This is a genomic window from Cytobacillus oceanisediminis 2691 (genome assembly GCF_007678455.1).
Lineage (GTDB): Bacteria > Bacillota > Bacilli > Bacillales > Cytobacillaceae > Mesobacillus > Mesobacillus oceanisediminis_A.
Genome location: NZ_VEEP01000001.1, coordinates 515,241 through 528,404, shown reverse-complemented (window position 1 = coordinate 528,404; position 13,164 = coordinate 515,241). Strand labels below are relative to the sequence as shown.

The 13,164-nt window shown below is 44.1% G+C and carries 10 protein-coding genes; all 10 read right to left on the bottom strand.

Annotated elements, in window-relative coordinates:
- Positions 1-20 precede the first annotated feature (20 nt).
- The 10 genes from murD to bshC all read right to left on the bottom strand — a co-directional run bounded on the left by murD (position 21) and on the right by bshC (position 13,109).
- Positions 21-1,373, bottom strand: coding sequence for a UDP-N-acetylmuramoyl-L-alanine--D-glutamate ligase (gene murD / locus FS736_RS02640; protein WP_144474792.1), 1,353 nt, complete (start codon positions 1,371-1,373; stop codon positions 21-23).
- On the bottom strand, positions 1,374-2,348 hold the full coding sequence (gene mraY / locus FS736_RS02635) for a phospho-N-acetylmuramoyl-pentapeptide-transferase (protein WP_144474791.1): 975 nt from the start codon (positions 2,346-2,348) through the stop codon (positions 1,374-1,376).
- Positions 2,348-2,797, bottom strand: coding sequence for a hypothetical protein (locus tag FS736_RS02630; protein ID WP_144474790.1), 450 nt, complete (start codon positions 2,795-2,797; stop codon positions 2,348-2,350). The genes mraY and FS736_RS02630 overlap by 1 nt, the downstream gene beginning before the upstream one ends.
- 1 nt (position 2,798) lies before the next feature.
- Complete coding sequence (locus tag FS736_RS02625; protein WP_144474789.1) at positions 2,799-4,259, bottom strand: UDP-N-acetylmuramoyl-L-alanyl-D-glutamate--2,6-diaminopimelate ligase; 1,461 nt, start codon at positions 4,257-4,259, stop codon at positions 2,799-2,801.
- A gap of 296 nt (positions 4,260-4,555) precedes the next feature.
- Positions 4,556-6,469: a stage V sporulation protein D gene (locus FS736_RS02620; protein ID WP_144474788.1), complete on the bottom strand. Its 1,914-nt coding sequence runs from the start codon at positions 6,467-6,469 to the stop codon at positions 4,556-4,558.
- A gap of 622 nt (positions 6,470-7,091) precedes the next feature.
- On the bottom strand, positions 7,092-9,305 hold the full coding sequence (locus FS736_RS02615; RefSeq protein ID WP_144474787.1) for a penicillin-binding protein: 2,214 nt from the start codon (positions 9,303-9,305) through the stop codon (positions 7,092-7,094).
- Positions 9,305-9,676, bottom strand: coding sequence for a cell division protein FtsL (gene ftsL, locus FS736_RS02610; protein ID WP_313959698.1), 372 nt, complete (start codon positions 9,674-9,676; stop codon positions 9,305-9,307). Before ftsL ends, FS736_RS02615 begins: the two co-directional genes overlap by 1 nt.
- Positions 9,677-9,707: 31 nt before the next feature.
- Positions 9,708-10,646: a 16S rRNA (cytosine(1402)-N(4))-methyltransferase RsmH gene (gene rsmH / locus FS736_RS02605; protein ID WP_144474997.1), complete on the bottom strand. Its 939-nt coding sequence runs from the start codon at positions 10,644-10,646 to the stop codon at positions 9,708-9,710.
- A 57-nt stretch (positions 10,647-10,703) separates the two neighbouring features.
- Positions 10,704-11,135 carry a division/cell wall cluster transcriptional repressor MraZ gene (gene mraZ / locus FS736_RS02600; protein ID WP_102262102.1) on the bottom strand — a complete coding sequence of 144 codons (432 nt, stop codon included), beginning with the start codon at positions 11,133-11,135 and terminating at the stop codon, positions 10,704-10,706.
- 339 nt (positions 11,136-11,474) lie between these two features.
- Positions 11,475-13,109: a bacillithiol biosynthesis cysteine-adding enzyme BshC gene (gene bshC / locus FS736_RS02595; protein WP_144474786.1), complete on the bottom strand. Its 1,635-nt coding sequence runs from the start codon at positions 13,107-13,109 to the stop codon at positions 11,475-11,477.
- Positions 13,110-13,164: the final 55 nt, after the last annotated feature.

Below are 13,164 nucleotides of genomic sequence, written 5' to 3'. Positions count from 1 at the left end.
ATGTTGTTCAAGACAAGCCCTTACTTAAGCTTATGCACGGCCTCGATAAACATGTCTCCCCTGACTTCAAAAGTTTTATATTGATCCCAGCTGGCACATGCCGGTGAGAGCAGGATAACATCTCCGGGTACTGAATGTTCGAACGCCACGGGAACGGCCTTTTCCACATTATCGACGCGAAGAATTGTTTTTATTCCTGCCTCCTGCCCAGCCTGTCCCACTTTTTCAGCAGTTTCCCCAAAAGTAATCAATACTTTGACGTTTTTTAAAGAGGGGATAAGTTGATCAAAGGAATTCCCTCTGTCCAGACCGCCTGCAAGCAATACGATTGGATCATCAAAAGCCACCAGGGCATTTTCAGTTGCCAGTATATTCGTTGCTTTTGAGTCATTATAAAATTTCCGGCCGGCGATATTGCCGACATATTGAAGCCTGTGCTTTACGCCTGCAAAAGATGTTAGCACTTTGATAATCGCTTCTTGGTCTCCTCCTGAGAGCAGCGTCGCAGCCACAGCCGATAAGATGTTCTCCAGATTATGCTTGCCCGGCAATACAATATCCTTTGTATCGATAATCTGCTCACCATTGAAGCAAACCCAGCCATCCTTCACATAAGCCCCGCTGTCCAGTACTTTTTTCGTTGAAAAAGGAACGATTTTTGCTTTTGAAGTACGGGCAATAGCCATCACTTCTTCCTGGTCAGCATTTACGATGAAGTAATCCTCTTCCGTCTGGTTTTTCGTAATCAACGCTTTCGCTGCAATATAATCTTTCCTTGTACCATGATAATCAAGATGCGCATCGTACAAATTGGTAATCACGGCAATCTTCGGCTTGAATGTGTCGATACCCATTAATTGAAAAGAGGAAAGCTCAATGACAATCGTATTTTCCTCTGTTGCTTCCTGGGCAACACCCGATGCAACTGTACCGATATTCCCGGCAATCAGCGGTTGTTTTTTACCGGCTTCGAGCATTTCAAAAATCAAGGTTGTTGTCGTGGTTTTCCCGTTTGTTCCAGTAATCCCCACAAGTGGTGCCTCTGATATCTGGTAGGCCAGCTCAACCTCGGTAATGATCGGTATCCCGTTTTCTTCTGCCTTTTGGATCATTGGATTGAAATACGGAATCCCTGGGTTCTTGACGACCAGTTCGAATCCTTCATCCATCAATTCAATCGGGTGGCTTCCGCAGACCACTTTGATTCCCTGTTCAAGCAGCCCCTGTGCTTCAGGATTTTCCGATAATGGCTTGCTGTCATTAACTGTAACGAAAGCGCCTAATTTATGTAGCAGAGCAGCTGCGCTGACTCCGCTCTTGGCAAGGCCAAGTACAAGAATTTTTTTATGTTGATAGGTTTTAATATGTTTCATCTAAATCCACACCTCAATATAAATTCCAAGGATTGCGAAAAGCAGGCCGACAGTCCAGAATGTCACAACAACTCGCCATTCCGACCAGCCAATCAATTCATAGTGGTGGTGAAGCGGACTCATCCGGAAAATCCTTTTTCCTGTTGTCTTGAATGAAATAACCTGAAGGATCACTGACAATGTTTCGATGACGAAGATTCCGCCAATGATGATCAGGATAATCTCAAGCTTCGCCAGGATTGCCACAGTTGCAATGGCACCACCCAGTGCAAGTGAACCAGTGTCACCCATGAACACTTTCGCAGGGTGTGCATTGAATACTAGAAAACCTAGAACAGCTCCTACAACTGCGACAGAAAAAATCGACAGCTCATATTGCGATTGATTCCAGGCCAGGACAGCAAAGGCACCAAATGCAATTGCTGCTGTACCGGAAACCAGCCCGTCAAGCCCGTCCGTCAGGTTAACTGCATTTGAAAAACCGACCATCCAAAAAATAATGAACAGCGCATATCCCCAACCGAGATCAAAAGAAAGATCGGTTAACGGGATACTGACTACTGTTGAAAATTCACTTTGGTTAAAAATAAAGAAAAAGATAACGGAAATAATAATTTGCCCAAGCAATTTTTGCTTGGACGTCAAACCAAGATTCCGCTTCATGACTACCTTGATAAAATCATCCATGAAACCTAGGAGCCCGAACCCTAGAGTGACAAATAGCAAAAGATAGGTTTCCACACTAGGCTGCGAGAATTTTCCTGTCATAACAAGTGTCGTGATTGTGATTGAAATTAGAATCATGACACCGCCCATTGTAGGAGTCCCTGTTTTTTTCTGGTGTGATTTAGGTCCTTCCTCTCTGATGCTCTGGCCGAATTTAAGCCTTCTCAGGAAAGGAATAAATACTGGCGAAAGCAAGACTGTTATTAGAAAACCCATCAATATTGTGAAAAAGATAACTTGCTCCAGCATTATTCCTCACCTGCCTTGCTTATATTGCCGCCAAATCCATTGATTTTTTCGGCCATCACAGCTATATCATATGTTTCATCCGCTTCATTAAGAAGTCCTTTGTCAGGGAAAATGAATTTCGTTCTTTCCCTGGTTTCTTCGTGTTGTGTCAAATAGTTATAGTATGAATTCATGATTTCCTCTAAGCCTTTCAAATTATCTTGTGCATAAAAAATCGGGAAGTGATTGGGAGCATATGAAGGAACCTGCACTCCCTCAGGCCATAGCGCTGCCACGGCACCGTTCGAAATCGCTTCCTGTAAAGTTCCGGATTCTTCGGATATCGGAACAAACAGCCCCTTTGGCTGTTTGGCTCCTGCCTGGCTGCTTACAGTGTGAAAGCGGATCTTTTCTTCTTTTATTCCACTCACCTTCGAAAACAGTCTCGAAACATCCTGGTATGTCAGCATATTACCTCTCCTCTATCGCCTCGCGCGCTACAATCCTGTCATCAAAGTCAAACGTTCTGTCTCCGATTTGCTGATACGTTTCATGTCCCTTTCCGGCAATCAGGATCACATCGCCAGCATCGGCATTTTTGATGGCATGCTGGATCGCTTCTTTTCTGTCGATGATCGAAGTATAAACTTCACCCAAGACTCCTTCTTCCATATCCTTGATGATTTCTGCTGGATCCTCACTGCGCGGGTTATCAGAGGTAAAGATGGCATCCGTAGAATACTGGCATGCAATCTTCGCCATGAGCGGACGTTTTGTGCGGTCGCGATCCCCGCCGCAGCCAACCACACAAAAAATTCTCTTTTGCCCAAATTGCTGCACGGTCTTAAGGACGTTCTCAAGACTGTCCGGTGTGTGGGCATAGTCTACAATGACAGAGAAATCCTGTCCTGCATCAACCACTTCAAACCTTCCTGAAACCCCTTTAACACTTTCAACAGAATCAATGATAGCCTCCAGAGAAATTCCGGATACAAGGGCAGCTCCAATGCTCGCTAGAACATTGTAGATGCTGAACTTGCCGATCAGCTGAATATTTACCTTCCTTTCACCAAACGGGCTGACTAAATCAAATGATGTTCCGCTGGCAGTCATGGAGATATTGGTTGCCTGCAAGTCGGCATGATTGTCAATCCCATAGGTCAATAAATGAGCAGTTGTCAGCATCGCGAATTCCTCGCTAGCAGGATCATCTGCATTCAATACAGCAAATTTCGGGTTCTCATGGTTAAAGGCATTTCCAAGCTGCGAAAACAACAAGCCTTTTGCCTTCTTGTATTCTTCCATGGTTTTATGGTAATCGAGATGGTCCTGGGTCAAATTCGTAAAAACTGCAACATTATAGTCTGTACCATGAACACGTCCATAGACGAGTGCATGTGAGGAGACCTCCATCACAGCCGTCTCGACCTGTTCATCGACCATTTTCCTGAACGTCTTCTGGAGTGTCAGACTCTCCGGAGTGGTATTCTTCACTTCAAAGGTTTGTTCACCGATCTTTGTGTACATCGTCCCGATCAAACCGGTTTTTTGTCCTGAATCTTTGAAAATCTTTTCAATAATATGGCTCGTCGTCGTTTTTCCGTTCGTCCCTGTAATCCCTACCATATGTAGCTTCTGGCTCGGCTGCCCGTAAAAAACATCGGCCAGGACCGCCATCGCCCGCATGGTGTCCTTCACAACAATCACCGGTACATTTACAGGAAGCTCGCGCTCAGCAAGAACAGCTGCCGCTCCATTTTTTACGGCCGCCTCTGCAAAATCATGGCCATCAACTGTATAGCCTTTAATGCATATGAATAAACTTCCTGGATTCACTCGGCGGTTATCATTTTCAATTGAAGTAATCTCGGGATTTTCTCCCTTGTAATCCACGAATGGGTGCAAATAACCGATCAATTCGTGTAATTTCATAAATATCAAATCCTCTCAAACAACATGGCGACTCTTATTTTACATGATTAGGCTGAAATTAGCCATTGTTGAGGTGAAAAGTACAAGCCCTTTTTATCGATGGCTTTTTACAATCTTTCAGCATTTCCCATTCAGCAACATCTCTGAAAGCGTCTCGGAATCGAAAAGCAACACTATGAGACAAAAGAGAGTTATAGATAAGAGTTTAATTGGGGTCAGCATGCAAAAGCAGCGGCGGATATTGATCCTGCCGCCGCCTCCTGCTATCGACTGTTTCCTAAAACACCGTATCCGGGTCAATCATTCATATATACCCTTATCGTGGATCCTTCCTTGATTTTCACACCCGGTGAAGGAAGCTGTTTGACCACTTTCTCCCCATCTCCTGCGATATCCAGTTTTAAATTGATCAATTGCTGTCTTAGTTCTGCCTTGGATAGGCCAATCAGGTCAGGAACCTCGACCATTGGAGTATCCAGCCATGTGAGCTCTTTCTCGATTTGATCCTTTCTCGGCGGGACCTCCATCGCCCTCAAGCTATCTTCCATGATATCCCCGACAATCGGAGCGGCTACAACTCCGCCGAACTGGACGGTGCCCTTTGGGTTGTCAACAGCAACATAGATTACAATTTGCGGATCGTCCGCAGGTGCAAAGCCTATGAAGGAAACGATATGGTTATTTTCTAGATAACGTCCATCTTTTGCTTTTTGTGCGGTACCTGTCTTGCCGCCAACCCTGTACGAATCCACAAATGCATTTTTACCAGAGCCCTTCGCAACGACACTTTCAAGCGCATGCCTGATTTCTTTCGAGGTTTCTTCTGAAATGACTCTTCTTTTCTCCTGAGGTGTCTTTCTCATCACAATTTCCCCAGTTATCGGATCACTCAATTCTTTGGCAATATACGGTGTATATAGTATACCGCCATTAACCGCGGCTGAAACCGCAGCAACCTGCTGAATCGGTGTAACTGATACACCCTGACCGAATGCCGTAGTTGCCTGTTCGATCGGTCCCACTCTATCCAGGTTAAAAAGAATTCCCTTTCCCTCTCCCTGAAGGTCAATTCCCGTTTTTTCGCCAAATCCAAAATCCTTTACATATTTGAACAGTTTTTCTTTTCCAAGTCTATCCCCCAGCTCGACAAATCCAGGGTTGCATGAATTCTCGACAACTTCAAGGAAGGATTGGCTTCCATGGCCGCCCTTTTTCCAGCAGCGGATCCTCGCTCCCGCCACCTCAACGGAACCTGAATCATGAAAGTGATCCTTTTCCAGATCGACCTTTCCTTCCTGAAGCGCAGCTGCGAGCGTCACAATCTTGAATGTCGATCCGGGTTCATAGGTGCTCCAAATCGGCAAGTTCCTGTTATAGACCTCAGGCGCTACATTACGGAAATTAGCAGGATCAAAATCCGGTCTGCTGGACATTGCCAGGATTTCCCCGTTTTTAGGGTTCATCGCGATCGCAATAATCCCATCCGGATTGTATTTCGCCTGAGCAATATCCAATTCCCTCTCAACAATTGTCTGGACCCGGCTGTCGATCGTCAGCTTCAGATCAAGCCCGTCCACCGGCGGCTCATAATCATCTGCCATATTATGCATCCGCTGCTGTTTCGCGTCAGCATAAAATTGCACAGATCCCTTTTTCCCTTTTAACTCCTTATCATAGTAGAGCTCGAGTCCCATCAACCCCTGGTTATCGACCCCAGCAAAACCGAGGACATGGGACAGATAGCTTCCATATGGATAATGACGTTTCGAATCTTCCCCAATATAAACACCTTTAATATCCAGCGCCCTGATTTCTTTCGCTTTTTCGTGTGAGATTTTCCTTCCCTCTGGTATTCTCTCAATCATCGCTTTTTTAGTGATATGCTGGAAGGCCTTTTCCTTCGGCATATCCAATGCCTTGGCCAATAATTCAGCAGCCGCCTCAGGATCCTTCACCTGGCGAGGAACCACATAGACAGTCGGGGCACTGATATTCGTTGCCAGCGCTACACCATTCCTGTCCGTAATCTCTCCACGTTGAGGTTCGAACGGGACATTCCTGCTCCACGAGTCCTTCGCCTTTCCTGTCAAAAGATCCCCAAGCATGAACTGTACATAGCCAAGCCGGACATCTATGATAAAAAACACCAAAATCCCGATCACAAGAACGAGAGCCAGCCTTTTTCTGACCGTCACATTTGATACACGCATATAATGAACGAACCTCCTCCTAAAATTGTTCCGCTGAAAACCATGACACTCGTTCAAATATATGCTTGTACGATTTTGAATATAACAAGAAGTCGAGACAAGCTTGGCATGGATACGTCATCTGGAGGTGATTTGGGTGGATTTTAAGGTCAGTGACGGGGATTGGCTGAACCAGGGTTACTTTGGACAAATTCTGTGATTGACTGTGAGGTTTTGTTTGAACCCTGGGCTGCTTCGGACAACTTTCGTGCTTACCGTTGAAAAGCTGTCCGAACTGGAGGCTACTTCAGACAGTTTGTGCGTTCAGGCGAAAAGCTGTCCGAACTTGTGGCTGCTTCGGACAACTTTCGTGCTTACCGTTGAAAAGCTGTCCGAACTAGAGGCTACTTCAGACAGTTTTTGTGCTTTCAGGCGAAAAGCTGTCCGAACTTGTGGCTGCTTCGGACAACTTTTGTGCTTACCGACGAAAAGCTGTCCGAACCTGAGGCTACTTCAGACAACTTTTGTGCTTACAGGCGAAAAGCTGTCGGAACCTATGACTGCTTCGGATAATTTCTGTGATTGCCGGATGGGTTTTGTCTGATTGCTTCAAATACTAAACACAAAAAAACAGAGGAAGGGCTCAGCCGCCAACTTCCTCTGTTTCCTCACTATCTTCTTCTTTTTTTAAGGAGTTCTCGAATTGCTGCAGCGGTGTTTCGAGCTGAACAATAAGGTTTTCTCCTTCATTGATCGGCAAGCCCGGTTTCAGGCTCTGTTTTGTCACATATCCGCTTCCGGCTTTATTTAGCTTAACCCCAGTTAGTTGGGTGAGCTTCATGACATCCCTTAGCGACCAGTCTGTCAGATCCGGGTATGTCATGGTGCCTGAAGCTTTTATAATGATCTTTTCTCCTTCAAGAGATACTATATCAGCTTTTGGCAATTGTTCTTCCACCTGATTCCCATCACCAATGACTACGGTCTCAAACCCTTTGGACTCAAGCAGCTTCTTTGCTTCACCAGTTTCCATCCCGGTTACATCTGGTACAGAACTTGAATCAGCCTTTTCCATGGAAGCAGGCTTTATATTCAGATACTGAAGACTGCTCTGCATCACTGATTTGAATATCATAGATGTTGGAATCGAACCTTTGTAATAGTGGTCAATTTCAGGCTGTTGAACCGCAACATAAACAATCAGCTTAGGATCATCTTTTGGAGCCATGCCGAGGAATGAGAATAGATAGTCGCTAGGCCCGTTAAGATATTTACCATTTTCAGTAAGGTTCGCAGTGCCTGTTTTCCCGGCAATCTTATAACCATCAATTGCATATGATTTACCCGTACCGTGCTCTGAGGTAATAACTGTTTCAAGTACATCGCGAACCTCTTTGGCTGTTTCAGCGGATATCGGCTTGCCAACAGCCTCGGGTTCAGTTTGTTTTACTATCTTACCAGTGTTCGGGTCAACTATTTTATCAATTACTCTAGGCTTCATCATCGTTCCGTCATTGGCAACGGCAGTAGCAGCCTGAATCAGCTGGATTGGAGTCACTGTCGAACCTTGGCCATAAGAAGTGGTTATTTTTTCAATCGGCCACTTATACTGGATTTTTCCAACAGCTTCATTTGGCAATTCTATGCCAGTAGGGTTATCAAATCCAAACTTGGTCAGGTATTCCCGGAATTTTTCAGTGCCGATTTTCTCATTTACTAATTTGGCAACTGCCACGTTAGACGAACGCTGTATACCTTCAAGATAGGTAATCGTTCCCCATCCCTGACGCCCATTGTGGTCACCAATACTCCCTGATTTTTCAGTAACTTTATAGGATCCTGATTTATAGAGCTCACCTGGATTCCATTTTTTCTCTTGAACAGCTGCAGCGAGCGTGAAAACCTTCATGGTTGAGCCGGGCTCAAGAGGTGTTTCAACAATCTCGTTATGCCAGCTTTTATCTAACCCATCCCTTGTAGTAGGGTGGAAGGTAGGACGCTGGGCCATTGCAAGTATTTCGCCAGTTTTAGGGTCAGCAACGACAGCCAGGATTTTTTTAGGCTTATACTCCTTATCAACTCGATCGACGGCATCCTCTACAAAAGTCTGGATTTTTTTATCAATCGTCAGATAAATATCATCGCCATCTTTTGCGGGAGTTACTTTTTCTTCTGCACCTGGAAGAAGGAATCCCCATAAATCACTTTTGAAGTTTACGGAACCATTTTCACCAGTCAATTCATCATTTAATGTTTTTTCTACACCTAGCTTGCCAGTAGTAATTGTTTTGTGATCCTCTGTTTCTTCATTCTCAACAAAGCCTACTAAATGTGATGAAAATACACCATTTGGATAGAATCTCTTTGAATCTCGTAAAAAAGTAATTCCCGGCAGCTTTTCCTCTTCTATTTCCCGCTTGGTCTGGTGGGTAATATCGCGGCCAGCCTTTCCAAATTCAACCTGCCATGCGCCATCTTTTGTAAGTCTCTTGTATATATCCGACTCGCTCATATCGATATACTTCGCCAGTACAGCGGCTGTTTTTGCCGGGTCTTTAACATGTTTCGGCTTCTTTTTATTCGTTGTCACCGATTCATCAAGGATGGCGACGAGCGTATAGGAAGTGGTGTCTTCCGCAACTACTTCGCCTTTGCGGTCAAAAATCGTGCCTCTGACAGCCTCGATGACTTTCTCATTGGAATATTTCTGCTGCGCTCTTGCTGCCAGTGCTTGTCCATGAACTTCACCTGTGACCTGGATGGAGACAAACCTGAAAATCAAGATAAAAAAGAGCAGGCTGAATATTACGAATAATACCGCTGCTCCTGCATTCATATTTGGCTGTTTCTTGATCATCAGTTTTCCACACCTTTAACATTGTTTTCATTCAATGTTAGGCCGAGCTTTTCTGTCACCTTTTTGATTCTTTCATAGGTACTTAATTCGCTAATCTGGACTTCAAGGTCACTATTAACCTTTTGCTGCTCCTGAATATCGCCTTCAATAATCTGGATTTCTTTGTTGACTGCATAAATGGCTGCCTGTTTTGATACCATGAATGTTGCGCCGAAGCATACGATTGCTCCGAAGACAAACATCAGGATTTTTTCACCGGGCGTTAAAATCGAATTTCTTTTCGCAGGTGCTTTTACCGGTGCTTTTGCTGGTGCCTGAACTGTACGATGCTGCTGTTCCTGCTGCAATTTTGTAGCCAGATTGCTCATCATTTTCCCTCCTGAAAATTTTATATTTTTATTTTTAGTTTTTTACTTTTTCAGCTATCCGCAGTTTTGCCGATCTTGCCCGGTTATTGAACTCGAGCTCTTCCTCGGACGGAAGGATTGGTTTTCTAGTAATCAGCTTCAATTTAGGCTGAAACTCATCCGGAATGATTGGCAGACCTGGTGGAAGCGGCGGTGTTTCGCTCGCTTTTTTCAAGGTTACCTTACAAATCCTGTCTTCGAGTGAGTGGAAGGTGATGACACTGATCCTTCCTCCTACGGATAAAAGTTCGATTGCCTGCTCCAGTGACTTTTCAAAAACACCAAGTTCATCATTTACCGCGATCCTGACTGCCTGGAAAACCCTTTTGGCGGGATGGCCGCCTTTTCTCCTTGCAGGTGCAGGAATTGCATCTTTAATCAACTCGACCAGTTCACTAGTGGTCTCAATCGGCTTGTTTTCCCTTGCGGCCTCGATTTTGCGGGCAATTTGTTTTGAGAATTTCTCTTCTCCGTACTGGAAAAAGATTTTGACCAATTTTTCATATGGCCATTCATTAATGACATCGTAAGCGGACAATGCTGCATCCTGGTCCATCCGCATATCGAGCGGAGCATCGTGGTGGTAGCTGAAGCCGCGTTCCGGAGTATCTAGCTGCGGTGAGGAAACTCCCAAATCATATAGAATCCCATCAACTTCTTTTACACCCAATTTTTCAAGCTCGTCCTGCAGATAAAGAAAATTACTTTTAATGATTGTCAGCCTGTCGCCGTAAGCTGCAAGCTTTTCTTTCGCATTTGCAATCGCGACATCGTCCTGGTCAAATGCATATAGCTTTCCTTTTTCCGAAAGCCTGGACAAAATCAATTCACTGTGGCCTGCGCCACCGAGAGTGCAATCCACGTATGTACCGTCAGGCTTGATATTGAGCCCGTCTACTGTTTCTTCCAGTAAAACTGTTGTATGTTTGAACATCATGATCCACCTTTCCAATCGAGGAGCAGGTAATATTATATCAGAATAATGTTACCCTTAAATATCAAATCCAATCATATTTTCCGCAATTTCAGCAAAAGATTCCTCAGATTCTGCGAAATATTCTTCCCAGATGGCTTTGCTCCAAATTTCAATTCGATTGGAAACACCTAAAATCACACATTCTTTCTCAAGCTTGGCGTATTGCATCAGCGGGGAAGGAATATTGACTCTCCCCTGTTTGTCAATTTCACTCTCGGTAGCACCCGAAAAGAAAAAACGGGTAAATGCACGTGCATCTTTTTTAGTCAGCGGAAGTCCTTTAAGTTTTTCTTCGATCACTGACCATTCAGAAACGGGGTAACCAAATAAACACTGGTCAAGTCCACGGGTAAGAATGAACATTTCTCCAAGATTTTCACGGACCTTGGCAGGGATGATCAATCGTCCTTTGCTATCCACATTATGATGGTATTCACCCATGAACATGCCACTACCCCCACTTTCTAAATACAATGTACCACATTCCCCCACTTTTCACCACCTTATTTTAAATATTCTCTCCACCAACCCAAATTCCTTTGTTATTTCTTACTTTTTTATATTTTTAATTGCCAGTTGATGGACAATCGAAGACTGCCAATGAACAACAGGAACCATTAATTGCACTGAAATCAATAGTAATAGTAATTGCACTGTCACCCTCGACAATTGAACCTTCACCCTAAATAATTGCACCAACACCTGTAAAAATTGCACTTTCACCCGTATTTTGAAACCACCCCCGAACGAAAAAAAAGCCCCATCCGAAAAGGATGGAACTCAATTTTATAGTTTTATGATTTTATGGGTTCCATCGAACCTAAACTGCAGCTTTAATAATTCCGGAACTAGTTCCAAACCATACTTATTCAGGTAATAGAAAGGATTCCATACTCTTTCTTGTGGCGCCCCGCCTGGTCTTAGTGCATTCTCCACTCTAGAGAACTTTCGAAGGATATGGTCATTTTTTTGGCAGATTGCCTCTACAATTTTATCCTCCATGAACTTAATTTGATTCAGCAGGATTGATTCGTTCTTTTGCAGCATTGGCAATAATACCGGATCGATTCCGTTTGATTTTTCACGGATGAGATGATATTGATCTGACAGCATCCCTTTAACCTTACCGAATAACTCTTCTACTTCCCGATCCTTCAGTGAGTCGATGAATTTTAGTTCATGTCCGCTTGTGCCTGAAATCAACACTTCTTTTAGATCCAATTTCAATTCGTTCAGGTCAGATTCAATCGATCTTTCCAATAAGGTGATATTCAGTCTTGGGACAAGCGGAGGCATCTGGACACCGAAATGCTCGAAGACAAGTTTCAGCTCTGCCCAGTAGGCAATTTCTCCAGGACCTCCTATGAAGGCAAGCGTCGGGAAAAGCCATTCCTGCATTAACGGACGGGTCACGACATTATTGCTGAGTTTTTCCGGAAACTCATTCGCAATCTCCATCAGTTCATCATATGTGAAGCTGACTTCGCGATTTTTACCTGCAAACCCTCCATTTTGTGGGTCAAATTGAAGCAAAATACGTTCATTTACATGTTCATCATAAAAGAACAGGTTCGCCGTATTTTCATTGATATCAATCATATTAGAAAAGCCTGCCGCTTTGGTCTTTTCTTGCTGGCCAAGGACCGCGGAAGTGATTTCACGATGATTTTTAATTTGATTGATAAAATATTCTTTTTCAAGCTTGCGCAGGTCTTTATTCCCTGAATCAACAATCAGCAGGCCAGAATCCTTGAAAAGCTCCATGATGATCGTCGCAAAAAAGTCCACGAGGGATTCCGCTTTCTTCAAGGATTCCAGGGCAAAGGATAATACTTCTTTCGTGTGTTTTGTTTCGCCGTAGGTTTCAATGATTTCCTCAACCCAGGAATAACAAAGATCCCGGTTGATACACACTTCGGAAATCATCTTTTTCTCGAGATTCTTTTCCGGGTAGACCCATTTCTCCTGCCTGTTGTCCTTCATGACGTAAACATGATTGACTTCCTGGTAGTCATGGTCTTCACCTGCAATCCAAAATACCGGTACCACCGGGACGCCAAGCTCCTGCTCTTTCTGTTCAGCCAGCTTGATAATTGAAATCACCTTATGGATCGTATAGAGCGGCCCCGTCAGGATACCCGCCTGCTGGCCGCCGATAACCGCAACGCTGTTTTCCTTCCTGAGTTTCCCGATATTCTCAGCAATTCGATCAGACTCCGCATATCTGGACATGAATGTCTGAATATGGTCGGCAAGTTCCTGTCTCATGAAACTTCTATTTTTCAATTCATCAAGGCGATGAATATATGAATTTTCGTCTGTAAAATTATAATGAAAGAACCTCTGAAGTTCAGGGCTCCCTGTAAGGTAATCTGTCGCAAACCGGTTCGCAGCCGGAAGTGAGAGATTCAACATCTCCATTAACTCGTACTTCCTTTCTCGTTAACAATTTTCACTGTAATGAGTATAGCATTGT